Source organism: Frankia sp. QA3, assembly GCF_000262465.1.
Taxonomy (GTDB): Bacteria; Actinomycetota; Actinomycetes; order Frankiales; family Frankiaceae; genus Frankia.
The window spans coordinates 6,951,954-6,976,481 of sequence record NZ_CM001489.1; the positions used below are offsets into that span (position 1 = coordinate 6,951,954).

Here is a 24,528-nt window from a genome sequence, read left to right on the forward strand (position 1 = left end):
CGCGATACGCAGGCCGCGGGTGGCGGGGCGCCGCGCGTTCGCCGTCGGCTGGGCGGCCGCCGTCGTGGCCGCGGTGATCGCCCTGGTGGCGGCGCTGGTCGCCGGTTCAGGGCCGGGCGGCTCGACGGCGGCCGGCGCCGGATCGGCCTCCGCGGTCACCACCGTGCCGGCCCAGGTGCGCGACCTGGCCCGGACCATGACCCTGGACGGCGTCATCGCCCATCCGGACCTGCGGGACCTGGCCACCCCGAAGGTGGGGACCATCACCGGCCTGCCCCAGGTGGGCGACGAGCTCGGCTCCGGCAAGGTGCTCATGCGGGTCGACGATCGGCCGGTGATCCTGCTGGCCGGGAAGATTCCCGCCTGGCGGGACCTCGGCCCCGGGGCCGCAGACGGTGACGACGTCGCCGAACTGGAACAGGCGCTGCTCGCCCTCGGCCACGGCACGCCCTCGGCCACCTTCCCGGACCGGCGCTGGGGCGCCGCGACCACGCGCGCCGTCGAGGAGCTGCAGGCCGCCACCGGCGCCGTGGTCGACGGCGTGCTCTCCCTGGGCGAGGTGGTCTTCGTCGTCGGGGACATCCACATCGCCAAGGTGGCCGGCCATCTCGGTGGCCCGTCCGGACCGGACCAGGCGGTCATGACCGTGTCGAGCACCGCCCGAACGGTCCTGGTCGATCTCGACCCGCTCGACCGCGACCTCGTCGTCCGGGGCGCTCCCGCGCAGGTCGAGCTGCCCGGCGGCGAGCGCGTCCCCGGCACGATCCAGTCCGTCACCACCACCCTGGAGCTGAACGCCGACAACAAGCAGGTCTTCAAGGCCAGGATCGCCCTGACGACGCCGGACGCCGGCCAGGGCCTCGACCTGGCGCCCGTCACCGTCCACTACACCAGCGTCGTGGTGAAACACGTGCTGGCCGTCCCGGCCGCCGCGATCATCGGCATCCCCGGCGGCCGGTACGCCGTGCAGATCGTCGACGCCGACGGCACCCGCCGCCGCGCCATTGTGACCCCCGGCGCCTGGGGCGACGGCTACGTGCAGGTCACCGGGGCCGTCAGGGCCGGCGACCAGGTGGAGGTCCCGCGATGACCCCCCTGGCGGCATCCCGGCCCGTGCTCGAACTCATCGACGTCGTCCGCGAGTACGGCGAGAGTTCGCCGGTGCGGGCGCTCGACGGCGTCACCCTGACAGTGCGGCGCGGCGAATGGGTCGCGATCGTCGGCCCGTCCGGCTCCGGCAAGTCGACCCTGCTCAACCTGATGGGCGCGCTGGACACGCCGACCTCCGGCGTCGTCCGGATCGACGGGCACGACGTCGCCGGCCGCGACGACGACGCGCTCAGCGCCCTGCGCGGGCACACGCTCGGCTTCGTCTTCCAATCCTTCCACCTCCTGCCCCGGCTCAGCGCCGTGGACAACGTCGCCGCCGCGCTGCTCTACCGGGGGATCGGCGCGGCGCGGCGCCGGGAGCGAGCGGTCGAGGCGCTGCGCCGGGTCGGGCTCGGCGCCCGGCTGCGGCACCGGCCCGCGCAGCTCTCCGGCGGCGAGTGCCAGCGGGTGGCGATCGCTCGGGCGATCGTGGGCGAGCCGGCGCTCGTGCTCGCCGACGAACCGACCGGCAACCTGGACTCCCGCACCGGGGCCGAGATCATGGACCTGTTCGCCGCCCTGCACGCCGACGGCGTGACGCTCGTACTCATCACCCACGACGACGCCGTCGCCCGCGCCGCCGCGCGCCGCATCGTCCTGCGCGACGGCCGCGCGACCTCCCCGCCGAACGTCGTGCCTCCGGACGTCGTGCCCTTGGACGTCGTGCCCTTGGACGTCGCGCCCCCGGACGTCGCGCCGCCGGACGGCGGTCGGGCGCGGGGGCAGGCGGGCACGTGAACAGCGTGGACACCCGGACCGGGCCGGCCGGGGGTCGGGACACGGCCGGCCGGCGGGGGTGGGAACGGTCGGTGCTGGACCCGCGCGACGCCGTCCGGCTCGGCGTGCTCGGGCTGCTCGGCCGGCGCGGCCGCACGCTGCTCACGGCCGTCGGCATCGCGATCGGGATCGCGGCTGTGGTCGCCATCGTCGGCATCTCCGCGTCCTCCCGGGCGAACGTGCTGGCGGTGCTCGACCGGCTCGGCACGAACTACCTGACCGTGACGCCGGGGCAGGCCCTCGCCGGCGGCCCCGCCGAGCTGCCCGCGGACGCCCGCCGCCGGCTCGCGCACCTCGACGCGGTCCAGGCCGCCGCGACCACCGCCCAGCTCGATGTCACCCTGCGGCGCAGCGACCAGCTCCCGCGGACGATCACCCGGGGCACCGTCGTACTCGCCGCCGACCCGGGCCTGCTGGGCACCCTGCACGGCACCGTCGCCGCCGGGCACTGGCTCGACGCCACCCCCGGGCGTTACCCGACGGTCGTCCTCGGCGCCACGGCCGCCCGGCGCCAAGGCGTCGACCTCGCCCTCGGGCCGCAGATGGTGTGGCTCGGCGACCAGTGGTTCGCCGCCGTCGGCATCCTGGCACCGATGCCGCTGGCGCCGGAACTCGACAACGCGGCGATGATCGGCGTCGGCGTCGCCACGGACCGGTTCGGCTACCAGGGCTCGCCGAGCACCATCTACCTACGCGCCGACCCGTCGGACATCAACGCCGTGCGCGACGTCGCCGCCGCGACCGCCGACCCGCGCCATCCCGCGCAGGTCCAGGTCACCCGGCCCGCCGACGCCCTGGCGGCCCGGGCCGCGACGAACACCGCCTTCACCACTCTGCTGCTCGGGCTCGGTGGGGTGGCGCTGCTGGTCGGCGGGGTCGGCATCGCGAACGTCATGGTCATCTCGGTGATGGAACGCCGCGGCGAGATCGGCGTGCGCCGCGCGCTCGGCGCCACCCGCCGGCACATCCGCGCCCAGTTCCTGGTCGAGGCGCTGGTGCAGGCCGGTGTTGGCGGGGTCGCCGGGGTGGCGGTCGGCGGCTGTCTCACCCTCGGCTACGCGCTGGCCATGGACTGGCCGGTCCGGGTGCCGCTGCTCGGCCTCGGTGGCGGCATCCTCGCCGCCCTGGTCGTCGGTGGCCTGGCCGGCCTCTACCCGGCGGCCCGCGCCGCCCGCCTCGCCCCCGCCGAGGCCGTCCGTGCCGTCTGACCCGGCTTCGAGGGAAGTCGCGGGATCAGCGGCGGATGGCGAGGCCGAGGCGGGTCGGCCGCCGGCTGCTATTGCGGGGTGCTGTCTGCGGCCATGGCCTGGGTGCCGATGACGTCGAGGAGCCGGAGTCGGTCGGCGGCGTCGCTCCCGGGGGCGGCGGTGTAGGCGACGATGCGCAGGTCTGCGCCGGGAGCGGTGAGCACGTCGCAGTCGAGGGTGAGCACGCCGACGGTGGGGTGGTGGACGGTCTTGGTGACCGCCTCGTGGACACCGACGGCTCCGGCGTCCCACAGGTCCGCGAAGGCGGTGCTGGCGGCCCTCAGGTCCTTGATCAGGGCGCGCAGGCCGGCGTCGGCGGGGTAGCGGGCGGCCGCCGCTCGCAGATCGCCGACCATGGCCGCCCTGAAGCGGACCTCCTGCTCGGGGGTGTTACTGATCCGGCACGGCGGGTCGATGAAATGCAGCCAGACGATGTTGCGCTCCCGTCCGGGCCGCGCGGACGGGTCCCCGATCAGGGCGGCCCACAACGGGTTCCACAGGATCAGGTTCCAGGCCGCGTCCCACACGCTCAGCGGCGCGCCGTCGAGCTGGTCGAGCAGCCGCCGGACCCCCGGCGGGATGTGCGCCGACACCTGCCCGGGACCCGGCGCCCACTGGCCCGCGAGCAGGTACAGATGCTCTCGTTCCGCCGGGGACAGGCGCAGGGCGCGGGCGAGCGCGGACAGCACCTGCGCGGACGGGGAGGTCGCCCGGCCCTGCTCCAGCCGGACGAGGTAATCCACCGAGAGGCCGGCGAGCTGCGCCACTTCCTCGCGGCGCAGCCCGGCAGCCCGACGTACTCCGCCGACGGGCAGCCCCACGGTGGCCGGGGCCGTGCGGTCGCGCCAGCCACGCAGCGCCCGGCCCAGTTCCCTGGATCCGCTCACGGTCCCCAGTATCCGGCTGCGGCATCGGGACAGCCTGGTACTGGCAGTCCACTGGCAACGGCGGGCACTGGCTGCCCGTCCGGGGTACGGCGACGGTGGAGGGACACCAGCCCGCGATCGTCGGAGATGACCACGACATGACCACCACCCTGATCACCGGAGCGAACAAGGGTCTCGGGTTCGAGACCGCCCGCCGCCTGACCGAGGCCGGGCACACCGTCTACGTCGGGGCACGCGATGCACGCCGCGGCCGGGAGGCGGCCGAGCGGCTCGGCGCCCGCTTCGTTCAGCTCGACGTCACCGACGAGGATTCCGTCGAGGCCGCCGCCGAGGCCGTCCGCGCGGAGGCCGGCCGCCTCGACGTCCTGGTCAACAACGCCGGGATCGTGGGCGCGCGCAAGCTCGGCCGGCTCGGCGAGGTCACCGCGGCCGACATGCTGGCCACGTACGACACGAATGTCTTCGGCGTCGTGCGGGTCACGCGCGCCTTTCTGCCGCTGTTGGCGCAAAGCGACGCCCCGGTCGTCGTCAACGTCGGCAGCGGTCTGGGCTCGCTGGCGGCGACCAACGACCCCAGCCGGATCGAGTTCCAGGTGACGGGGCTGGACTACCACTCCTCCAAGACCGCGCTGGTCATGATCACCTCGCAGTACGCCAAGGCGTTCCCCGCCATCCGGTTCAACACCGTCGACCCCGGCTACACCGCCACCGACTTCAACGGCCACCAGGGCACCCAGACCGTCGAGGAGGGCGCGGAGGTCATCGTCCGCCTGGCCTCGATCGGCGCCGACGGCCCGACCGGCGGCTACTTCGACAAGACCGGCCCGGCCGCCTGGTGACGATCGGGTCAGTGGCGCAGGGCGAGGTCGAGGCCGTCGTCGAGGGGGATCTCGACAGGGGTGTAGCCGTTGCCCGGGGTGCGGACGTAGTCGAGGTAGTCGCGGGTCTCGTCGGGGAACAGGGTGATGTCGTCGGCGACGACGAGGGCGCCCGGGGAGAGCCGGGGTTCGAGCAGGCGCAGCAGCGGCAGGTAGAGCTGGTTCCAGCCGTCGAGAAGCAGCAGGTCCACGGGGCCGGGCAGCTCGCGCAGGGTCTCGAAGGCGTCCCCGATCCGGATCTCGACGAGCGCGGCCAGGCCGGCCTCGGCGAGGTTCCCGGCCGCCGCCTTCGCCTTGGCCTCCGACAGTTCGGTGGTGATGACGCGGCCGGTGCCGTTGTCCCGCGCGGCTGCCGCGAGATGGATCGCCGAGATGCCGTAGGACGTGCCGAACTCGACGGTCAGCGCGGGCCGGTTGGCACGGGCGAGCAGATAGAGCAGCGTGCCGACCTCCCGTGACACCGGCATGTAGACGTCGACGGCGAGGTCGGCCAGCTCCGCCGGGGTGAGGTCCCCGATGGTCCGGTCCGGCCCCACCGCCGACCGGAACGCGTCCAGGGCGATGGCGTCCTTCTCGGCGGCGGCGAACGAGCGGTCGAGGACAGCGCTGACGGCGGCATCCTGCAGGGCTGACGGCATGCGGAATCGATCCCTTTCCGAGATGCGGTGGGAGATGGGCCGTGTGGTGGTTCGCCGGCGCCTGGTCAGTCCATTCCGCGCTTGCCCGGGGTCCAGAACGGCTGGGTGAGGACGTCCCGGCGGGGCCAGCCGCGGTCGTTGACGAGGTGGTCGCGCACGGCCTGGACGGTGCGGGCCTCGCCGGCGACGTACGCGACGCCCGGTTCGGCGGGCAGGTCGAGCCCGGCGACGGCGGCCGGCAGCAGCGCCGAACTCGCCGCCGGCGCGCCGTGGCGGTGCACCCAGGTCGGTGCCGACGCCCGGGGCAGCGGAATTTCGTCGTCTGGTTCGTCGCATTCGAAGACGGCGAAGGTCTGCGCGGATTCGGGGAGGCTGCGCAGGATCGCGCCGAGCGGGACCGCGCCCGTGTCGTCCCCGGCGAACAGGTGGAGGGGTGCGCCGGCGCGGGCGACGAGACGCCCGTCCGGCTTCGTGACGATGACGCCGTCGCCGGGCCGGACCGTCCGCGACCAGCTCGCTCCCGGCGACTCGCCGCCGTGGTCGTAGACGGCGAGCTCCAGCCGCCCGGCCGGGTCGTAGTCCCAGACGGAGTAGCTGCGCTTGAGGTCGCGGGGCCCGTGGCGCCACGAGGCGAAGGAGGTCGGGTCGGCGAGGAAGACGGTGACGTTCTGCCCCGGCGTCCAGCCGAGCCCGGCCAGCGGCTCGCCCGCGAGGACGATGCGCCGGGTGCGCCGGGCGAGCGGTTCGACCGCGGCCACCCGCACCCGCAGCAACACCCGGTCCAGCAGGCGGCGGCGCCCCGGCTTCGGCCGGACCGCGGCGACGGACGGCCTCGCTGGATCGGATGGCCTGGCTGGACTGGATGGCCTGGCTGGACTGGATGGCCTTGCTGGATCGGACGGCTCGGCGGGCACGGCTGCGGGGGAGTCGGCGGTCACGACAGCTCCTCGACGGTTTGCGTAACATCGCGATAGGTCGTTAGGGCTGAGCGTAGGGCGGCGACGATCTGCCTTCAAATGCAACTACGGCAATGCGAGGATGCATGCCATGCATTCCGCCGCCGACCTTCCCGCCGCCTCCGGAGGTGACGGGGAGCCGGTTCGTCCCGTCGTGCTCCCGGCCGCCGCGTCCGGCGAATCCGCCGAGGCTCGACCGCTCGCCGGCATCGATCTGAACCTGCTGGTCACCCTGGACGCGCTGCTGGCCGAGCGGAGCGTCAGCGGCGCGGCGCGCCGGCTGCACCTCACCGAGCCGGCGGTGAGCCGGGCGTTGGGACGAATCCGCAAGGCCACCGGCGACCCGATCCTCGTGCGCGCCGGCAACACCATGGTCCCGACCCCGCGCGCCCTGGAGATCCACGCCGAGGTGCACGATCTCGTCCAGCGCGCCCACGGCGTGTTCGCGCCGGTGGGGGCGCCGGACCTCGCCACCCTGGACCGGACCTTCACCATCCTCGGCAGCGACATGCTCGTCGCCTCGATCGGCGTGGACCTGCTCGACCGGCTCGCCCGCCGGGCCCCCCGCGTCCGCCTGCGCTTTCTGCCGGAGCCGACGCCGTCGGCCGACCCCCTGCGCGACGGCACCGCCGACCTGGAGATCGGCCAGATCGACTCCACCGCGCCGGAGATCCACGTCGAGACCCTCGGAGAGGATTCCGCGATCGCCGTGGTCCGCGCCGGGCACCCGCTCACCGAGGGTGCGCTGACCCCACAGCGCCTCGCGGCCGCCCGCCACATCGTCGCCTCACGCCGCGGCCGGCTGCACGGCCCGGTCGACGAGGCGCTGGGGGCGCTCGGCCTGCGCCGCACCGTCGCCGCCTCCGTCCCGTCACACACCGTGGCGCTGTCGCTCGTCGCGCGGAGCGATCTCGTCGGCGTGGCGCCGCGGCGACTCGGCCGTGACAGCCTCGCCGCGCTCGGCCTCGTGCCCCTCGATCTCGGCCTGGACCTGCCGAGCCTGCCCCTGGGCCTGGCCTGGCATCCCCGCTTCGACGCCGACGCCTCGCACCGCTGGCTGCGCGCCCAGGTCCGCGACGTCATCCGCGGATCAATCACCCAGGGTGAATCCTAGGCCCAGCCACCCCATGGGTATCGTGTCCTCCCCGAGTCCTGGAATCGTTGCGGGATAAGGTTTTCTGGCTCGGTCCTTCGAGTCGGATGCGCCGGTGGGGGTGGCTGCGGTGAGTGACACTGGACTGCGGGATGCGGGGTCCGAGGGATCAGCCGCCGACGCCGGGCACCGGAGCGGCCCGGTGGATCTGCGTGTCGACCAGCCTCACGTGGCCCGGATGTACGACTACTACCTCGGCGGGAAGGACAACTTCCCGGCCGACCGCGAGGCCGCCGAGCAGGCCATCGCCGCCTTCCCGAACGCGCCGCTCGCCGCCCGGCAGAACCGCGCCTTCCTGGTCAGGGCCGCCCGCTACCTCGCCGCCGAGGTGGGCATCCGCCAGTTCCTCGACGTCGGTACCGGCATCCCGACCTCGCCGAACCTGCACGAGGTCGTGCAGGACATCGCCCCGGACGCGCGGGTCGTCTACGCCGACAACGATCCCATCGTGCTCACCCACGCCCGCGCGCTGCTGACCAGCACGCCCCAGGGCCGAACCGCCTACCTCCACGCCGACCTGCACGACCCGGAGAGCATCCTCGACTCCGCGGAGCTGCGGTCGACCTTCGACCTGACCCAGCCGGTCGCGCTCTCCCTGGTTGCGATCTTCCACTTCTTCCCCGACGACCACGACCCGCACGGCATCGTGCGCCGCTTCGTGGACGGCCTGCCGTCCGGCAGCCATGTCGTCATCACCCACTCGACGGCCGACTACGACCAGGGAGTGGCGCGGCTCGTGCAGACCTACCTGGACCGCGGCATCCCCGCCGCGGCCCGCAGCCGCGCCGAGGTGGAGTCCCTGTTCGTCGGTCTGGAGCCGGTCGAGCCCGGCGTCCAGCCTCTGCACCGCTGGCGCCCCGACGCCGATGTCCCACCCGACCTCACCGACGCCCAGGTCAGCGGCTACGGCGGCATCGCCCGCAAGCCGTAGTCCCGCCGCCTTCCCCGGGGTCTGCCGCCACCCTCGCCGTCACCAGTGGTCGCGGTGCAGCACCTGGTCGAGGGGAACTCGGGGACCCGGTCGGAAGTCGGTGCCGACGGTGTAGGCGAGGGGGATGAACGCGGCCAGCATCACCCGGTCGTACGGGACGCCCAGCAGCGCGGCCATCTCCCGTTCGAGGGGCGCCTGCGCGGTCGTCCACACCGTGCCCAACCCCCGTGCACGGGCGGCGAGCATGAAGCTCCACACGGCCGGCAGGATCGAACCCCAGGTCATCGCCTGGGCGAGGACGGACGCGCCGTCGGTCCGTCCCTCCACACCGGGGACGACGATCGCGGGTACCCGGTGGATGTTGTCGTAGAGGTGCTGGAAGCCGCTGCCAATCCTGGCCAGTGACTCTGGATGGGCGTGCATCCGCTCGACGTCGCGCCGCGTCAGCGGGCTGGCGTGCGGGTCGGCCGCGGCGACCGCCCGCCGGAAGACGTCCGCGAGTGCCCGGCGCTGCTCGGAGTCGGTGACGACGACGAAGTGCCAACGCTGCCGGTTGCGGCCGGTCGGTGCCTGCACGGCGAGTTCGACGCACTCCTGGATGAGCTCCCACGGCACCGGCCGGGACAGGTCCAGCCGGTGGCGCACCGCCCGGGTGGTGGACAACAGCTCGTCGGACGACAGATCCAGCAGCATGCGGGTTCCTCCCGTGGGCCCGGGGCGGATCGGGGCCTCCACAGGTTGCCCGGCAGCGCCGCCGGGGCGGTAGCGTCCGGTTTCATCAGGTGAAAGCCGCGCAGTGATGAGCGCTCGGAGTGCCTCGCCGTGACGCGGTCGCGCGAAGCCTGGGGACGGGGCGGCGTCCGGAAGGCGGTGGCGGTGGCATGTCGGCGGTAGGAAGAGCGCTGTCTGTCCTGGACGTGTTCGACGGGGCGACCTGCCTGCGGCTGACGACGATCGCGGCGCGGACCGGTCTGCCGTTGCCGACGGCGCTGCGGCTCGTGCGGGAACTTGTGGCGTGGGGAGGACTGGAACGCCAGGCGGACGGGTCGTACCGGCTCGGGACCCGGCTGTGGGTGCTGGGCGGCCAGGTCCCCTGCCAGCGTCGGCTCACCGAAGCCGGTCAGCCCTACCTGCGCGGACTGAGGACGGCGACGGGCCGGGCCGTCGCTCTCACCTGCCTCGACGGTGACCGGCTGCTCGTCGTCGACGAGCTGGGCGGCGCGATGGTGAAGGGGTCACGCCTGCCCCTGCACACGACGGCGGCGGGCAAACTCTTTCTGGCCCACGGTCCTGACGCCCTGCTGCGGCAGATCATGGGCAACCTGGTCCGGATCACCCCCTACACCGTCACCGCGCCGGGGCTGCTCCTGCGCCAGCTCGCCGCCATCCGCAGGGGCTCGCCGGCGATGGCCAAGGAGGAGAGGCGTCTGGGGGAGTGCGAGATCGCCGCCCCGGTGGGTCCGATGGGCGAGGCCGGCCCGGCCGCGGCGCTTTCCGTGACTGCACCGTCCGTGCCGGCCGCGCGCCGCGCCGCCCCCCTGCTCGCCGCAACAGCCGCCGCCCTCACCGCCCACCTCACCCCACCCGATCTGATCACCGAGCCGCGCTTCAGCGGGTCCCGACGATCGCCCTGACCCTGTCGTTCGACTCGATCCATGAGTGCTCGTCGACGGCCGGGTCACCGTCGAAACGGGCCGCGGTTCCGCGGAACCGCGGAACCGCGGGATCGCTGGACCATGGGCGAAGGTACTTGGCTTTGGAGGCAGTCCGTGGCGTGCAGCTCCGCCGAACACCATGATCGCCGGGGCGGGGCCGCACTGCGGTACGCGATACACAGTCTGCGAGCCCAGACCGCACAGAATGCACCGCAATCGGCCGCGGTCGGCGCTTGACGCTACCGAACCCATGATCGTCGAGATGGTGGTCGGAGCTTGGCCTCCGATGGCCGTCCGGCAGGCCGCGTTGAGATCCCTCCAGGGACGATCAGCGACGCGAACCCCACCCCGACCACCGCAGTGGCAGCCGGTTGCGATCCCTCCAGGGATGATCAGCGACCCGTGCCCCGGCGGCATAGGCGGCGGTAGCCCCGTTGCGATCCCTCCAGGGATGATCAGCGACGCGGACGAACACGGTTTCCGCCGGCTCGCCCTGGGGGCGTTGCGATCCCTCCAGGGATGATCAGCGACAAAACTCGGATCTGTGACCGTTGTGCCCTCGTCGTTGCGATCCCTCCAGGGATGATCAGCGACCGGTACGGTCTCCACCGCGATCGGCACGGACCGCCTCGCGTTGCGATCCCTCCAGGGATGATCAGCGACAGCGACGTGATGGCAACGGTCCCGCCGCTCTATCTGGTGATGTTGCGATCCCTCCAGGGATGATCAGCGACGTTGGCCAACGTGGTTGGCGACATCGACGCGACGTACATGTTGCGATCCCTCCAGGGATGATCAGCGACCTGAGGGGCTCCGATACGGCCCCTGCGCGCCACGCACGCGTTGCGATCCCTCCAGGGATGATCAGCGACCGCACCACACGACCGTCGCCAGGCCGAGCAGGAGCATCGGTTGCGATCCCTCCAGGGATGATCAGCGACCGCCACGCAGCGGCCCGAAAACGCAGCAAAATAAAAGCAGGTTGCGATCCCTCCAGGGATGATCAGCGACCACTGCCGCGGCGTCTTCGACAGGGTGTGGACCGCGTTGCGATCCCTCCAGGGATGATCAGCGACCCCATAGTAAAGATGCAGGTCAGGGACGCCGTGGGATGGGGGTGAGGGGGCGATCTTGCGGCGGTTCGGCGGTAATGCAACCGTGCAGGTCAGGGTTTTGATCGTTTGGTTAGAGGACGGAGTCCTGGTTGCCCAGGGGGACGCCGAGCCATTCGGTTTCGACAAGGGCGGGGGAGCGGGTGCGGTAGACGCGGATGCTGTCGTAGGTGAGGTCGAGCTGGTCGCGCAGAGTGGTCATCAGGGCGCGGTACTGGGCGGCGGACAGCTCACCCTCGAAGACGCTGCGTTGGACCCAGTGCAGGTACTTGCGGCAGGTGCGCAGGGCGTTCGGGTTGCGCTCGGCGGCTGTGTCGTAGACGAGAACGACGAACATCTCGCTACCACCACGGCCGGAACGGCGTGTACGGGGTGCCCTCCAGACAGAGTCGCACCAGCTTGAGCGCCTCCAGATGGATCAGTTCCTCGTAGGAGACCTTTCGCTTCAGCGTGCGGTGGAAAACGGTGGAGGCGAGTTCCTCACGCATCATCACCGAGACCTTCTTTCGGCCCTCTCGGCTCAGGGACGCCGCGCCCACATCGGCTTCGAAGTCTGACGGACGGAGGGATTTCTGGGCTGCGGCACGACGGAGCAGGCGTTCGGCGAACAGCGGCTTGAACGGTTCGGCGAGGTCGAGCGCGAGGGTGTTGCGGCGCCGGTCGGTGTCCGCATGCAGGAAACCGATCGCGGGATGCAGGGGAGTGGCCCGCAGGGCGGTCAGGACCCGGCCGTAGACGACACTGTTCGCGTAGCTGATGAAGGCGTTGCCCGCGTTCGACGGCGGCCGGCGGGTTCGGCCGTCGAGGCGGAGCCAGGCGGGCAGGATCGTGTCGAACACGCCCCATGCCGACCGGCGGAAAGTGCCTTCGGCGCCCATCAGCTCCTCGCTGCTCTCCGCGGCGGCGAGGCGCCCGTCGAGTGCGGCCAGAGGCCCGTCGAGCAGGTCGGTTTCCAGCGCCCAGCGGACGTTCGCCGCGGTGGCCGCGATCAGGGAGCGGGCGATGGCGGCCCGTCGCGCGGGGTCTGCGGTCAGTTCGACCTGCGCCCGCACCACCTGCGCGGACGACATGTCCTCCGCCGGCATGAGAGCACCCGCGTAATTGCCGTAGTGGTCGAGGATGTGGACGACGACGCCGTGCCGGCCGAGTAACGACACGGCCGCCGTGTTGATGTCGACGTGGTCGAAGGTAACCAGGTCACGGATATCGGTGATAGGTAGGCGGACGGGCGTGCTGTCGGCCCGTTCGATCCGCAGGCTGTTGTCTTCGCGCCGAATCCGGCACGGTTCCGTCAACCAGTAGGTTCTCCCGGCGGCGGCCATATCATCCCCAGCAGTAGTCGGTGTACGAACAACCCCGGCAGCGGCGGCGTTCCAGCCGGAGCGGAATGACCGGCGCGGAGATCACCGCGCGGGCCTGCATCTCGGTGTCGAGGGCACGTCGGCGCGCGTCGTCGTCCCAGTCGACGGTGACGGTGCGGCGGATCAGCGGATAGTGGATGATCCCGCTGCGAACGTTGACGCCGCGCCGTTCCAGCAGCAGGCAGTAGTGCCGCACCTGGGCCTCGTGCGTGGGGCTCGGGGCCCGCGACGACTTCGTCTCGTGGACGACCGCACCCGTCGTCACCCAGTCGATCTTCGCCTCGCCCAGGTCGACGTCGCGGCGGCGGGTGAACGTCGTCTCGTCGACGATCTCGCCGAACGAGACGAGGTCGCTGGAACCCTCCGGGCGGTAGCCCCGCATGTACAGCCAGAGCTGCCGTGGGCAGTGCAGCAGATATTTGACGTGGACGCCGCCGAGCGGCTCCGGCTCCGCATCCGGCTCCGGCGTCGGCCCCTGGGCAGCGCGCGGCGTGCCGCCGTCGGCAGCCGAGTCCGCCTCCACCGGGTCGCCCGCCCCGTTCACAGCACCGTGTCCAGAAAGTCCGGCCGAATTCCCGAACGATCATCCGCACGGGCGTTCTCGTCGTCGAGAACGGTCAGATCGAGGCCGGTTTCCGCGGAATACGGCGCGTCGACCGTGGCCAGCCGAAGACTCCGATGGACCTCGGCGCGGCCCGCCTTCGCCAACCGCAGGTACTGGTGGAAGCCAATCGGGATGAGCAGCCCCTCGGCGAGCAGCGGATCACCATGGTCGCGGTCGGCGAGCTCACGGTACTCGGCGAGGTCGTCGCGATGCAGGACGTGGACGGTGTCGAACTGTTCGGCGAGGCCCTGGGCGAATTCCGAACGGTCGTCGAACGGGCGCCGGAAGGTAAAAAAGCTCGTCGAGAACGCGTCGCGGTGCTGGCGGGCGGTCGCCGCCCAGCGCCGCCCCCAGTCGGTCGCGTAGACGTGGTCCAGCCAGGCCGCGACCGTCTGCTCGGAGATTGTCGGACCGGTGTCGGCGGTGGAGCGCAGCGCCGACCAGGCCGCGACCAGCGCCTCCTCCTCATAGGGCAGGTGCTTCTCGACCGGGTGGACGCGGAACTCGACCGGGCCGTCGGGATGCCGGCCGCGCCGGTTCACCCGGCCGGCCCGCTGCGCGACAGCCTCGATCGGTGCCAGCTCGCTGGCCCCCCGGTCGAAGTCGAGGCACAGCGACACCTCCAGCGCCTGGGTGGAGACGACGAGCCCACCGGCCCGTCGCGCCGGATCGCCCGGCTGTCGTTCGGGATGACGGGCGAGGATGCGTCGCTCGATCGCCGCCCGGTCCCGCGCTTTGAACCGCGAGTGCAGCAGGACCGCCGCGTCCGGATCAGCTTTCCCGTCGATGTCGCGCGAGGCGGCCCGCGCGGCGGGCACGAGGTCGGCGTAGAGCTGCTGCGCGGTGCGGACGGTGTTGGCGACGACGAGGACGGAGCGGCCCTCGGCCAGCCAGCGGCGGACGGCATCGAGGCTGGTCGGGGCGGTGATCGGTTCGTTGGCGAGGACGAGCCGATGCCGGTCTGGAGCCGTGCCCGGCGCGGCGCGCACCACCTCGACCGACCCGTCCAAGCTGTCCTGCACGAGTTCGATCATGGGCTTGGCGAGGGTCGCGGACAGCACCGCCACCTGGCTGCCGAGTTGCGACCACAGCCGCATCGCCGCGCAGATCCGGCCGAACGTCACCGGGTCGTAGGCATGCAGCTCGTCAAGCACGATCAGGCAGTTCGTCTGTTCGAGCAGCACCGACGAGTAGCGCGGCCCGGCGATGGCGGCCCGCAGGAGCTGGTGCGGCGTCGCGACCCGCACCCGCTGGGCGAACAGGCGCATCGCGCCGGCCCGCGCCCGCGCTTTGAGCGCGGCCTCCGCCGGGGGTGCGCAGTCCTCGGCGACCGCCCGTTCCAGCAGCGTCCGCGCGGCCGTCGCATGCAGGATGCCGATGTCCGGCCTGACCGGGTTGGACCGCTCACCCGGGCCAGGCCGTGGCTCGCCGTGCCCGGACGACGGGTCGTGCCCGGGTGGCGCTTCGTGGCTGGGTGGCGCTTCGTGGCTGGGTGGCGGGTCGTGGCTGGGTGGCGGGTCGAGGTCGTCGCGGAAGCGGTCGGCGGCGGCGTCGATCGATGCTCTGTAGGGCAGCACCCACACCAGCCGCGGCTGGCCGGGCATCCCGTCGAGCCGGACGGACGCCCACGCCAGGCCGGCCTCGGTCTTGCCGCTGCCGGTCGGGGCGAGCACGATCAGGTGCCCTTCGGCGGCCGCCGCGGCCCGCTGGTGATCGTAGGGCGCGGGGATCCGGTCGAGGAACCGGCGGGGCAGCGGCATGTGGGTCTGGAGCGGGACGTGCGCCGAGCCGGCATGGTCGGCGAGCGTCACCGCGCCCTGAAGCAGCACGGCAAGCAGGCCGTCCCGTTCGGGAACAGGGTCGATCCAGTGGTCGCGGGTCGCGAGGAACAGCGCCCGAGCACGCTCCCACAGTTTGCCGCGGGCGCTCGGGTCCGGGGTCAGGGCGAGTTGGTCGGCGAGCCAGGCCAGCAGCTCGGCGTGCCGCTGCCGTGGAATCTGGATGCGAGGCTTGCCCTGCCGAACATCGTCATCCGTGCTCTGCCCGAACCGGCGGCGCCAGTCGGTGTCGTCGAGATAGCGGTAGGTCAGCGGCTCTTCGGATGTGCGGCGTGGTGCCTGGTTGGACGTCAGCGCCCGGTGATGGAACAGGACGCCGGTGGCGGCCATGAGCCGGTCGGTCGCGGCCCGGGAACCTGCGGCCTGGGAGGCTGCGGTCTCGGGATCGAACAGGTCGACATAGGCGAGGGACAGCACCTCGTGCCGCTCGCCCCACGCCTCGCCGCCGGGGCGGACCTGCCTTTGGAAGCCTTCGGCGACCTTGCCGGTGTCGTGCAGCAGCGCGGCCCGCTCGGCCCACTCCCAGAAGCGGGGTTCGGCGGCGATCGGGCCGGCCGGCCCGATGCGGGCTGCCACCGCGCGGGCGGCGTCGCGCACCGCCTCGGAGTGCGCGGTGAGCCGTTCGGGCTGGCCGCCGGGCGAACGGTCGGCCGATTTCGCCAGCACCGTACCGAGTTCACTCGCGGCAGGTTCCTCGTGGTCGGTCGTCGTGTCGCCGTCGAGCAGCCAGACGGCCTGGCCGTCGAGGTCATCCCGATAGGCGCCGTGGACGGCGTGCGTTCCGGCGGCATCGGCGCACCACAGAAACGAGCGGTAGTCGGTGCTCAGCCGGTCGGCGCTGACGGCGACGGCCATTCGCAGCGACACCGCCTGCGGCGCCGCATGCCCGTCGGCGGGCGCGACGGCATGGCCGACGACCGCTCGCTCCGCCGGATGCAGCACCGTCCAGCGCGGCGGTCCGACCAGGTGCACGAGATCCTGGGAGCGGCCGAGGCGCAGCCCCCACACCGGCCGGCGCAACGCCGCCTCGATCCGGCGCCCTTGCGCGCCGGGGATCCACAGCGTGACCTGGACGCCGGTGAGAAACGGCCGTTCGCGGATGGTCATCCCACCCTTGCCGGGGGCGACCCGGCCGCCGATGGCCGGGTTGGAGCCGTCGGCCGCGATCGGATGGTAGGTCTCCAGGTCGACGCCGTTCGCCGTGGCGCTCGCCGCCAGACCGAGCGGGACGGTTTCGCTGGCCCGTCCGGTCGCCGCGGCCAGCATGCCGCGAACCGTGGACGGCGGTGGCACCGGCAGGCAGCGGGACACCCCGGGGAACATCGGGTCGCGGAACGACGCGACCGGGACGGCGAGCTCCACCCGCAGCGCGTCCACGGCTGTCGCCGGCCGCCGCCAACCGGTCGCGCCGCTCACCGGCATACCACCCACCGGTGCCCCACCCACCGGTACCTCACCCGCCTGCTGGGCCCGTGCACTCCGGGCCTGCGTCCGCGGGGGCTCATCGGGTCCGGTCGTCGAACCAGGTGTCGTGCTCGCCGCCGCGTATCCGCCCGGCCAGCTCGAGCAGCACCGTGCGGGGATGGCCGACGACGACCTTCCCGGTATCGATCTCCTCGGCCAGGTCGTCCTCGAACTGCTTGCGCAGCGGGTCGCGGAAGCCCGGCCGCCAGCCGACGAGCACCGGCGCCTCCCACTCGCCTTCCCATGCCTGCAGCTCCCGGCGCAGCACGTCACCACGGACCCGCAGCCCGGTGCCATCATCGGCACCGTCGATCACGAAGCCGAGGGGATTGACCCCGCCCGCCATCGGAACCAGGGCGAACAGCGCCGGCAGCCGGTCGCCGTAATGCAGCGCCTTCTTCGCCCCGCCAGCGAGTTCAGCGAGCGCCTCGAGCAGCAGCGCGACGCGTTGCCGCCGCTCCGCGAGCGGGAGTCGTACCGCGCCGTGGCCGCGGAATCTGACGCTCGCTGCCCCGGCCTGCGCGGCGGCGGCGAGGCTCATCGCCTCTTTCTCGGTCAGGTAATTTGGCCGCCCGGCGCCGTTACGGTCCGGTAGCGTGAACGTGCCGATTCTCGGGAGGTCGAGCAGGAAGGGGGCGGCCAGGTCGGCGGTGTAGAATTCGTGCGCGTGCAGCACCGGTTCCGGAATGTTCCGCGACATCACGCCGAAGTCCTCGGTGAGGCGGACCGGCTCCACCGACAGAAACGTGCCTACCATGAATGCGGTATCGCGAACGGTGGTGGACGCGTCATCCGACTTCGCCGTCGCCTTCAGGTAGCCGAACAGATCGTCGTCGGCGTACTCGATGGGATTGGCGGCGGTCGTCGCCTTCTGCGCCTTCTGCTGAGCCTTGCCGACGCGTTCGGTGGGCGACGGCACCGAGCCGGCGGCCGTCATCGTGTCCCGCAGCCAGCGGCGGAATGCTTGGGCGGAGACGTAGGGATAGTCCCTGCCGTGGATTCTTGCCTTCTTCACTCGGGCGGTCGTGCCGTCGCTGCGGCCGTTGTTCGGAGCGCCGGCCTCGATCGCGAGCACGAGCTTTCCTGCCAGGTAGGTCATCGTTCCTACGCCCCTTCGTCGTCCGGGTCCGCCGGGTCCGTCCCGAACAGGGGACCGTCGGTCTCGATCGCGTCCGTCTCGTCGTCGTCGCTCTTTTTGCCGATGGCGGCGCCGCGGCGGACGAGCTCCGCCGACACCTCGAAGAAAAGCTGCCCGCGCCACTGGTATCCCTGTGGGCCGTGCAACAGGGGTTGGGCGACTTTCGTGATGTCCGCGGGATTCCGGCCATCGAGCTGAAGACGGGCACTCGCCTCCATCAGCAGGCGTTGTAGCGCATGGCTCCGACTAGCCGCGCGGCAGTATTCGTTGAAACGACCCCGCGGATTCTTCTCCCGCATGATCCAGTCGGTCAGCAAGGTGGTGACCGGGCTGAGGTCGGCTGCGTCCACGCCGTGCATCTCCTTCAGGTAGAGCGCGTGCAGGGTCCGCCAGGCGCGGATTGTCGAGACGGGGATCTTCGTGAGGTCGCCGGCCTGCTCGGACAGGTGGCTCAGGATGCGGTCGGAGCGGCTGTTCGTCGAGGCGAACAATGCGCGGGCGAGAACGTCGCGGCCGTTCTGGATGATCTTTCTGTCTGGTCCGCGGCGAGTGAGGTGGCGTCGCAACGCCCACCAGCCGCGATCCGCCTCGCCATCGCCGCGCAGCGCGCGCAGGAATGTAACAACCGCAATGCGGGTCTCGCTGACCCGCAGCCAGGGCTCCTGATTGTCGTTCTTGAAGCTCCACAGGGTGGCTGCCACGGGCCTGGCGACCGCATGCTGTTCCAGAGCGAGCAGAGCGACGCTTTCGGGGGATGCATTCGCCGCCAGCGAACTGAAGCCGGTCTGGCGGATGCGGGCGGACCGCTCCAGGTTCACCTCCGTGAACCGTCGCTCGACCTCGGCGTTCTCACAGGTCAGGACGGTCGCGGAGCCGAGGGTGACCGAGGCGCCGTAGGGCATCGCCCACATCGCCAGCCGGCACGGACGGCAGACCGGCCAGCCGGCGAGGCGCGGCGGCAGCGTGTTCAGCGCCTTCGTCGTGTCGAACATCGGCAGCGTCGACTTGGCCCACAGCACGCTCGTCGCTCCGCCGCAGAAGGCACACGGCCGGATCGCCTGGCTGGTCTTCTCTGGTCCGGCGACATCCGGGGCGAAATATCGGGTCATCTCCGCGGTGAGATCATCCCGATCGCGGCTGCGTTTGGCATGGGTGGGTTTCGCGTTCGGGTACATCGCGAACAGGATCTTCCACCAGTCGTACGCCGCGTCCGTCTTGTCGGCGACGGCCGCGTCGACGACATCCGAGACGATCTGCCCGGCAACGCGATCCAGATCCGCCGAGCTGACCTGGTCGACATCGTCGCGCTCGGCGAGAAGGCTGATCGAACGAGCCCCGGATCGTTGCAGTGGATGTTCCGTCAGGAACAGCCGGTCGTTGAGCTGGCTTGTGGAGATGCCGGCGCCGGCCACGCTATCGGATCCATCCGAAGCCCTGGTTGGTCCCGAGCCCGAGGCCCCAGTCGTAGAGTGCGTCGAGGAGAGTGGAATCCGCGTGGACGCGGATCTCGGCCGTGCTTCCGTGCCGCGGCGCCCGCTGCACGAGGAACTTGCGAGGCGGGCCGGAGGAGATGATCTCGATGTCGTTGTCGGCTGGCAGACCGAGCAGGTCGGCCTTGTGTCTCAGATTGTGGCTCAGTCGCTCGACGAAACGCGGATGGTCCGGGTGAATGTAGCGGTCCTCCCACTTGATGAGGATCGGTGTCCGCGTCGCGAACACCGCTTCGCCCGCCTGGTGGTCAGGTGCCGGTTCGAGCTGAACGCCGCGGAGAGTGAGCTGCAACGACGCCCAGCGGAGCGTCTGCCGGCCGGCTATTCCGGCCAGCAGCGCGGAGGCGATGCGGGGCACCGGTGAACCGAACCAGAGGGAGCCGTCCGGTGAGGTGGCGTAGACGCTGTGACTCTTACGCGTTCCGCGGAACTGTGGTGAGGAGATACCGAGCGGACGCAGTGGCGAGCCCGCGTAACCGCGCTTGTGCAGCTCCTCGGCCAGCTCCGGATCCTGGCCACGGATCAGGTCGTAAGCCAACGCCCGCGCCGGCGTGAAAACGTTATCCCATTGCAAGGAAGACCCATCCGCTGCAAGATCGACCCGAAATCTCATGCATCCCCCGTTCATGCACGGACCGTACGGCCCAGTGGCGGCGACGATGCCGCCACCCGCACGGCGAGGAAGTCTCGCATAGCCGCAACCGCCCTCTGCTGGCGGGGGTCGGAGGACCACCACAACGCCAAGGAAGACCCTGTCCCGATCGGCCGGCGAGGAGACGACCGCCGATTCTCCCATGGGGCAGATATGCTGCCTGACCTGCACTTATTTCTGGGTATCTTGCTTCAGAGCCAGCTTGAATCCCGCTCAAGCCCATGTCGCAACCGGGGTCCGTGCATCGTATGGCGCCGCGGCGCCAGGTTTGCCCTCCACTCGTGGACCACCCAGTGCCCGTTCCGCCTGGTGATCAGTCCCTTGGTCGGACGCCCGGAGTCCCCGGATGCTCTACTCCTCGGCAGGTTCACGTCTGCCGCGCGGCGTCGCGAGGCAGGCCGCAGGTCCAGAAGCCCCAGCCCTGAGACCATCCGCCCTTTGCGATCACCCACCCCGAATCATGCCTTTGACCTGCGCAGTTGCACTACCGCCGAACCGCTGCAAGATCGCCGTTCCGCCCCCACTCCACAGTGCTTCTGACCTGCACCTTTACTATGGGGTCGCTGATCATCCCTGGAGGGATCGCAACGCCGAGCCCGTCGTGGTGTCTTCGCCGCCGCCGGGTCGCTGATCATCCCTGGAGGGATCGCAACGTGGCCGGGTGGGCGTGCATCAGCTCGTCATACCGGGTCGCTGATCATCCCTGGAGGGATCGCAACGCGGGCCAGCCGGGGGGCGGGGGGAGAGTGGGCAGTCGCTGATCATCCCTGGAGGGATCGCAACGTGTCGTCCAACGACCGTTCCCCCTTGGCGCTAGTCGCTGATCATCCCTGGAGGGATCGCAACACCGTCTCAGGACGGCGCCGTCGCTGACGATGAGGCGGGAGTCGCTGATCATCCCTGGAGGGATCGCAACAGCTGACCGTTGCGGGTCTGCGTGCCCTGCTGGACGCGGGTCGCTGATCATCCCTGGAGGGATCGCAACACGCGGTCGTCGAGGGTCCGCGCATGGTCGAACGGTCGCTGATCATCCCTGGAGGGATCGCAACCGATGGAAATCAGCTTGAGCCGAGCGGCGAGCAGGGGTCGCTGATCATCCCTGGAGGGATCGCAACCTCGAGCAGCGCGCGCGGCCTGGCTCATCGGGAGCGTCGCTGATCATCCCTGGAGGGATCGCAACAGCACCTGACCACGCTGCACATACTTCCTGGCGACCTTGTCGCTGATCATCCCTGGAGGGATCGCAACTGTGGCGGGGCCTCGGGTGTGTCCGCATCGTCACGGTCGCTGATCATCCCTGGAGGGATCGCAACTCGCGCAGTGGCGCAGCCATGTTCTCGCCACCTCACTGGCACCTGCCACCCGAGCGTGTTCTCCGAAGACGTGTCGAAGCGGTGCCAAGACGGCATCGGACCGCGCCGGACCGGCCTCGGACATGGTCGTCAGGCGGGAGCGACCGGTGGGGTGTCCGGATGCGGGCGCCCCCCTCGACGTCGAGTCCGGTTCCACTCCTCGATCGTCGAGCGCCGCCAGCGCGGCCTGCGGCGATTCTCCGGTTGATCGGTGTCGGGGTCGTCGGCGGCGGGGGCGTCGCCGCTCGCCACGTTGGCTCGCCAGGATGACGGAGTGATCCTGAGGTGATCGGCCACCTCAAGGACGGTCATGAGGGGGTCGGAGTTCATCGCCCCATCTTCTTTGCCAGAGTGCCGTGCCGCGTCGTGGCGCAGCCCACCCGACCCTGCCCAGACAGATGGCGCAGTGCCCCGCTCTTGGCCCGTGACCCCCCGAGATGGAGCTTCGCAGCAGGTGAGCGGCCCGCGAAGGCGCCGATCGGCCAGATCGCCGGAGAGGGGCGGGGGCTTCAGATGAGGACGGCCGGCTTGAGGACTTCCTCGCACCACTGGCGGAAGGTGGTGGGGGTGGTGGCTTCGGGGGTGCGGGGCTCGGCGTTGTCGAGGCCGTTGTCCTTGGCGGTGAACATGTCGAGCATGGCCTGCGCTATCGCGTCGGACATGCCGTGTTCGACCAGCGTGGCCCGGAGGGCCTCGCCGGGGATCTGCTGGTAGTGAATCGGGCGTTCGAGCACCTCGGACATGATGTCCGCCAGGTCGTTCTGGGAGAGGTCCTCGGGGCCGAGTACCGGGACGTCGTCGCGTCCCGTCCAGGAGCCGTCGAGCAGCAGGCGGGCGGCGACGGCGGAGATGTCGCGGGTGGCACACGTGGGGTGCTTGCGGTCGCCGGACAGCGTCGAGAAGAACGTGCCCTGATTCCTGATCGCCTCGACCTGGTTGAGCATGTTGTCCATGAAGCCAGGCATCGCCAGCGACCGGTAGTGCACGCCGGTGCTCGCGATCAGGTCGTCCATCGCCAGGGCCGCCGTCACGAGTCCGGCGTTGCGGCCGAGGGCCAGCCCGCGGCCGAGGGCGGAGACGCCGACGACCCGGCCGACCCCGTGCTTCTCGATGGCGTCGCAGGCCGGCCGGGTGAAGTCGAGGTAGGCGGCGTCGGCGCTCACGGCCCGATCGTTCGGGGGAGCCAGCCAGAACACCGCGTCGGCGCCGGCGAACGCCTGGGTGACGACGTCGGCGTCGCCGTGCGAACCCGCCACGACCTCGACGCGCTCGCGGATGTGCGCGGGCAGGCGGGAAGGATCGCGTGCAATGACGCGGACGGGCTCATCGCCGGTCAGGAGGATGTCGAGGAGCTGGCGGCCGATCTGGCCGGTGGGAGTGGTGACGACGATCAAGGCAAACTCCAGTGGTTGCTGGCGGACGCCGCCCGCTTGTCGGTCGGCGTCGGCATCACGCAGTCAATCCGGCCCGGCGTCGGAGCTGAAGGACCGATCGGCGCCGCATTGATACCGTGCGGATATGAGTGAGCTGGAGGTTCGGCAACTCCGGTACTTCGTGGCGGTTGCCGAGGAGCTGCACTTCGGGCGTGCGGCCGAGCGGCTGGGCATGGCGCAGCCGCCGCTGTCCCGGGCGATCCGTGAGCTGGAGCGGCACCTGGGCGTGCGGTTGCTGGAGCGGACGACCCGTCAGGTGGCGCTCACCCCGGCGGGGGAGGTCTTCCTGCACGACGCCCGGACCGCACTCGACGCCGTCACCGCGGCCGCCCGGCGGGCCCGACATGCCGGGCAGCCGGCGCCGAGTCTGCGCGTCGCACTCAAGGCCGATTTCGACGCCGGCCTCCTCCCGGGGATCCTCGCCACCTTCCAGCGCGAGGACGCGGCCCTCCCGGTGGAGCTGCTGCTCGGCGGCCGTGGCGAGCAGGCGCCCGCCCTGCGCGACGGCCGGGCGGACGTCGCGCTGCTGCCCACCCCGTTCGACGACCACGGCCTCGACGTCGAGCCGCTGGTAACCGAGCCCCGACTGCTCGCGCTGGCGGCCGACGATCCGCTGGCCGCCCGTTCCTCCCTGTGCCTGGCCGACCTGGTCGGCCGATCGCTGCCCGACGGCACACCCGCCGACCGAGACGGCCGTCCGTCCACGACCGCCCGCGCCCAGAACGGCCGCGAACGGTCACCGTCCGCGCCTCGGGGACGGGTCATCGAGGCTCAGTCGACCCCCCTCGATCTGGCGAAGATCTTCAATCTGATCGAGCTGGGCAGCATCGTCATGTTCGTACCCGTCTCGGTCGCCGCCCGCCACCGCCGGCTCGGCATCGCCTACCGGACCGTCAGCGATCTCCCCCCGTCCACGCTCTCCCTGGCCTGGCTCCAGGACTCCCGCTCGCCGGCCGTCGCCGCCTTCCTCCGCGCGGCCACCGCCGTCGCGAAGGCCGCCCAGGCGGACGCGGAGCCGCCGCAGCGGGCGATGATGTGAAGCCTTGCGTCACCTGACGGGAAAGGCTCTTCGAGCCTGGCGATGGCGAAGGCACGGGCTGTCGTTGCACAGGTGGCACCATGCGTCGATTGAGTGGCCATACGCGGCGCTGGTGGTGCGCAGCGGCTGTAGGGGCCGTGCTTGCGGCGTCATCGGCCAGGCGCTGGGCACCTACCGGGGCACGCGGCAGGGAGAGCCGGTCCATCTTGAATGCTCACCACGGCCTTTTTCGATCATGGCTCTGACCTGCACAGTTGCATTACCGCCGGACCGCTGCAAGATCGCCGATATCTACCCGGTGCGCACCACCCTTGACCTGCACCTTTACCATGGGGTCGCTGATCATCCCTGGAGGGATCGCAACGACCACTGGCCGTTCGCGGCGATGGACTGCTCCCATGAGTCGCTGATCATCCCTGGAGGGATCGCAACGGGTGGTCCCGACGATGGTGCAAACCCCCGCCTATGGTCGCTGATCATCCCTGGAGGGATCGCAACGCGACCGTCTCCGCGGTCGCGGGCAGCGGCGTGCGGGTCGCTGATCATCCCTGGAGGGATCGCAACGCGGGTAGCGCCCGCTCGATCAGCTCGACGACGTGTCGCTGATCATCCCTGGAGGGATCGCAACCAGGTCTACCCGGCCAGGGCAAGACCCTGACGGCTGTTGTCGCTGATCATCCCTGGAGGGATCGCAACTTGGCTTCATCCTTGGGTCATTTGTCTACGGCTGGTCGCTGATCATCCCTGGAGGGATCGCAACGCCCTGGTGGCGTA

Annotated in this window: 20 protein-coding genes and 3 CRISPR repeat arrays (1 of these 23 cut by a window edge); of the genes, 8 read left to right on the forward strand and 12 right to left on the reverse strand. The window is 71.2% G+C overall.

Annotated elements, in window-relative coordinates:
• Nucleotides 1-19: 19 nt before the first annotated feature.
• The 3 genes from FRAQA3DRAFT_RS28400 to FRAQA3DRAFT_RS28410 are packed head-to-tail and all read left to right on the forward strand — an operon-like array spanning nt 20 to nt 3,134.
• A complete protein-coding gene (locus FRAQA3DRAFT_RS28400) occupies nt 20-1,090 on the forward strand; it encodes a peptidoglycan-binding protein (RefSeq protein ID WP_009742504.1) in 1,071 nt (356 codons plus the stop codon).
• On the forward strand, nt 1,087-1,887 hold the full coding sequence (locus FRAQA3DRAFT_RS28405; RefSeq protein ID WP_009742505.1) for an ABC transporter ATP-binding protein: 801 nt from the start codon (nt 1,087-1,089) through the stop codon (nt 1,885-1,887). The genes FRAQA3DRAFT_RS28400 and FRAQA3DRAFT_RS28405 overlap by 4 nt, the downstream gene beginning before the upstream one ends.
• Complete coding sequence (locus FRAQA3DRAFT_RS28410; RefSeq protein ID WP_009742506.1) at nt 1,884-3,134, forward strand: ABC transporter permease; 1,251 nt, start codon at nt 1,884-1,886, stop codon at nt 3,132-3,134. The genes FRAQA3DRAFT_RS28405 and FRAQA3DRAFT_RS28410 overlap by 4 nt, the downstream gene beginning before the upstream one ends.
• Nucleotides 3,135-3,202: 68 nt before the next feature.
• On the opposite strand, the gene FRAQA3DRAFT_RS28415 is transcribed toward FRAQA3DRAFT_RS28410, so the two are convergent.
• Nucleotides 3,203-4,060 (reverse strand): helix-turn-helix transcriptional regulator, encoded by an 858-nt coding sequence (locus FRAQA3DRAFT_RS28415; RefSeq protein ID WP_009742507.1) that lies wholly within the window; start codon nt 4,058-4,060, stop codon nt 3,203-3,205.
• A 137-nt stretch (nt 4,061-4,197) separates the two neighbouring features.
• On the opposite strand from FRAQA3DRAFT_RS28415, the gene FRAQA3DRAFT_RS28420 reads away from it, so the two are divergent.
• Nucleotides 4,198-4,899, forward strand: coding sequence for an SDR family NAD(P)-dependent oxidoreductase (locus tag FRAQA3DRAFT_RS28420; RefSeq protein ID WP_009742508.1), 702 nt, complete (start codon nt 4,198-4,200; stop codon nt 4,897-4,899).
• Nucleotides 4,900-4,907: 8 nt separating this feature from the next.
• On the opposite strand, the gene FRAQA3DRAFT_RS28425 is transcribed toward FRAQA3DRAFT_RS28420, so the two are convergent.
• On the reverse strand, nt 4,908-5,576 hold the full coding sequence (locus FRAQA3DRAFT_RS28425) for an O-methyltransferase (protein WP_009742509.1): 669 nt from the start codon (nt 5,574-5,576) through the stop codon (nt 4,908-4,910).
• A 65-nt stretch (nt 5,577-5,641) separates the two neighbouring features.
• Entirely contained in the window at nt 5,642-6,352 is a 711-nt protein-coding gene (locus FRAQA3DRAFT_RS28430) for a siderophore-interacting protein (protein ID WP_232292178.1), read from the reverse strand.
• Between the two features lie 271 nt (nt 6,353-6,623).
• Between FRAQA3DRAFT_RS28430 and FRAQA3DRAFT_RS28435 the strand changes: the two genes are divergently transcribed.
• On the forward strand, nt 6,624-7,646 hold the full coding sequence (locus FRAQA3DRAFT_RS28435) for a LysR family transcriptional regulator (RefSeq protein WP_009742511.1): 1,023 nt from the start codon (nt 6,624-6,626) through the stop codon (nt 7,644-7,646).
• A 109-nt stretch (nt 7,647-7,755) separates the two neighbouring features.
• Complete coding sequence (locus FRAQA3DRAFT_RS28440; protein WP_369809384.1) at nt 7,756-8,616, forward strand: SAM-dependent methyltransferase; 861 nt, start codon at nt 7,756-7,758, stop codon at nt 8,614-8,616.
• Nucleotides 8,617-8,655: 39 nt separating this feature from the next.
• Here FRAQA3DRAFT_RS28440 and FRAQA3DRAFT_RS28445 read toward each other — a convergent pair whose 3' ends face one another.
• Nucleotides 8,656-9,309 (reverse strand): nitroreductase family protein, encoded by a 654-nt coding sequence (locus FRAQA3DRAFT_RS28445; protein WP_009742513.1) that lies wholly within the window; start codon nt 9,307-9,309, stop codon nt 8,656-8,658.
• 188 nt (nt 9,310-9,497) lie between these two features.
• Here FRAQA3DRAFT_RS28445 and FRAQA3DRAFT_RS28450 point away from each other — a divergent pair, with 188 nt between their 5' ends.
• A complete protein-coding gene (locus FRAQA3DRAFT_RS28450) occupies nt 9,498-10,250 on the forward strand; it encodes an IclR family transcriptional regulator (RefSeq protein ID WP_009742514.1) in 753 nt (250 codons plus the stop codon).
• A gap of 327 nt (nt 10,251-10,577) precedes the next feature.
• Nucleotides 10,578-11,347: direct repeats of the CRISPR family, unit length 30 nt; unit sequence GTTGCGATCCCTCCAGGGATGATCAGCGAC.
• A 109-nt stretch (nt 11,348-11,456) separates the two neighbouring features.
• Here the strand turns inward: FRAQA3DRAFT_RS28450 and cas2 are convergent.
• The 8 genes from cas2 to FRAQA3DRAFT_RS28490 form a co-directional block, all read right to left on the reverse strand.
• Nucleotides 11,457-11,720, reverse strand: coding sequence for a CRISPR-associated endonuclease Cas2 (gene cas2, locus FRAQA3DRAFT_RS28455; RefSeq protein ID WP_009742515.1), 264 nt, complete (start codon nt 11,718-11,720; stop codon nt 11,457-11,459).
• 4 nt (nt 11,721-11,724) lie between these two features.
• Nucleotides 11,725-12,705 carry a type I-B CRISPR-associated endonuclease Cas1b gene (gene cas1b, locus FRAQA3DRAFT_RS28460; protein WP_009742516.1) on the reverse strand — a complete coding sequence of 327 codons (981 nt, stop codon included), beginning with the start codon at nt 12,703-12,705 and terminating at the stop codon, nt 11,725-11,727.
• A gap of 1 nt (nt 12,706) precedes the next feature.
• On the reverse strand, nt 12,707-13,288 hold the full coding sequence (locus FRAQA3DRAFT_RS28465; RefSeq protein ID WP_009742517.1) for a CRISPR-associated protein Cas4: 582 nt from the start codon (nt 13,286-13,288) through the stop codon (nt 12,707-12,709).
• The gene (locus FRAQA3DRAFT_RS28470; protein WP_035921654.1) at nt 13,285-16,608 is read right to left on the reverse strand and encodes a CRISPR-associated helicase/endonuclease Cas3; all 3,324 of its coding nucleotides are present in this window, start codon (nt 16,606-16,608) and stop codon (nt 13,285-13,287) included. The genes FRAQA3DRAFT_RS28465 and FRAQA3DRAFT_RS28470 overlap by 4 nt, the downstream gene beginning before the upstream one ends.
• A 79-nt stretch (nt 16,609-16,687) precedes the next feature.
• Entirely contained in the window at nt 16,688-17,749 is a 1,062-nt protein-coding gene (gene cas7i / locus FRAQA3DRAFT_RS28475) for a type I-B CRISPR-associated protein Cas7/Cst2/DevR (protein ID WP_009742519.1), read from the reverse strand.
• A 5-nt stretch (nt 17,750-17,754) separates the two neighbouring features.
• Nucleotides 17,755-19,200, reverse strand: a complete 1,446-nt coding sequence (locus FRAQA3DRAFT_RS28480) for a hypothetical protein (protein ID WP_009742520.1) — start codon at nt 19,198-19,200, stop codon at nt 17,755-17,757.
• 1 nt (nt 19,201) lies between these two features.
• On the reverse strand, nt 19,202-19,891 hold the full coding sequence (gene cas6, locus FRAQA3DRAFT_RS28485; RefSeq protein WP_035921655.1) for a CRISPR-associated endoribonuclease Cas6: 690 nt from the start codon (nt 19,889-19,891) through the stop codon (nt 19,202-19,204).
• 598 nt (nt 19,892-20,489) lie between these two features.
• A CRISPR array of direct repeats spans nt 20,490-21,243; the repeat unit is 30 nt; unit sequence GTCGCTGATCATCCCTGGAGGGATCGCAAC.
• Nucleotides 21,244-21,791: 548 nt separating this feature from the next.
• Nucleotides 21,792-22,676 (reverse strand): NAD(P)H-binding protein, encoded by an 885-nt coding sequence (locus FRAQA3DRAFT_RS28490; protein ID WP_009742522.1) that lies wholly within the window; start codon nt 22,674-22,676, stop codon nt 21,792-21,794.
• A gap of 124 nt (nt 22,677-22,800) precedes the next feature.
• Here FRAQA3DRAFT_RS28490 and FRAQA3DRAFT_RS28495 point away from each other — a divergent pair, with 124 nt between their 5' ends.
• On the forward strand, nt 22,801-23,754 hold the full coding sequence (locus FRAQA3DRAFT_RS28495; RefSeq protein ID WP_009742523.1) for a LysR family transcriptional regulator: 954 nt from the start codon (nt 22,801-22,803) through the stop codon (nt 23,752-23,754).
• A 334-nt stretch (nt 23,755-24,088) separates the two neighbouring features.
• A CRISPR array of direct repeats spans nt 24,089-24,528; the repeat unit is 30 nt; unit sequence GTCGCTGATCATCCCTGGAGGGATCGCAAC; it runs 1,523 nt beyond the window's last position.

What these genes read in the sequence shown, in the direction of transcription:
- FRAQA3DRAFT_RS28420 (WP_009742508.1), top strand. Translation starts at nt 4,198, where the DNA reads ATGACCACCACCCTGATCACCGGAGCGAACAAGGGTCTCGGGTTCGAG.
- FRAQA3DRAFT_RS28425 (WP_009742509.1), bottom strand. Translation starts at nt 5,576, where the DNA reads ATGCCGTCAGCCCTGCAGGATGCCGCCGTCAGCGCTGTCCTCGACCGC.
- FRAQA3DRAFT_RS28405 (WP_009742505.1), top strand. Translation starts at nt 1,087, where the DNA reads ATGACCCCCCTGGCGGCATCCCGGCCCGTGCTCGAACTCATCGACGTC.
- FRAQA3DRAFT_RS28495 (WP_009742523.1), top strand. Translation starts at nt 22,801, where the DNA reads ATGAGTGAGCTGGAGGTTCGGCAACTCCGGTACTTCGTGGCGGTTGCC.
- FRAQA3DRAFT_RS28445 (WP_009742513.1), bottom strand. Translation starts at nt 9,309, where the DNA reads ATGCTGCTGGATCTGTCGTCCGACGAGCTGTTGTCCACCACCCGGGCG.
- cas2 (WP_009742515.1), bottom strand. Translation starts at nt 11,720, where the DNA reads ATGTTCGTCGTTCTCGTCTACGACACAGCCGCCGAGCGCAACCCGAAC.
- cas1b (WP_009742516.1), bottom strand. Translation starts at nt 12,705, where the DNA reads ATGGCCGCCGCCGGGAGAACCTACTGGTTGACGGAACCGTGCCGGATT.
- FRAQA3DRAFT_RS28470 (WP_035921654.1), bottom strand. Translation starts at nt 16,608, where the DNA reads ATGCCGGTGAGCGGCGCGACCGGTTGGCGGCGGCCGGCGACAGCCGTG.
- cas7i (WP_009742519.1), bottom strand. Translation starts at nt 17,749, where the DNA reads ATGACCTACCTGGCAGGAAAGCTCGTGCTCGCGATCGAGGCCGGCGCT.
- FRAQA3DRAFT_RS28450 (WP_009742514.1), top strand. Translation starts at nt 9,498, where the DNA reads ATGTCGGCGGTAGGAAGAGCGCTGTCTGTCCTGGACGTGTTCGACGGG.
- cas6 (WP_035921655.1), bottom strand. Translation starts at nt 19,891, where the DNA reads ATGAGATTTCGGGTCGATCTTGCAGCGGATGGGTCTTCCTTGCAATGG.
- FRAQA3DRAFT_RS28435 (WP_009742511.1), top strand. Translation starts at nt 6,624, where the DNA reads ATGCATTCCGCCGCCGACCTTCCCGCCGCCTCCGGAGGTGACGGGGAG.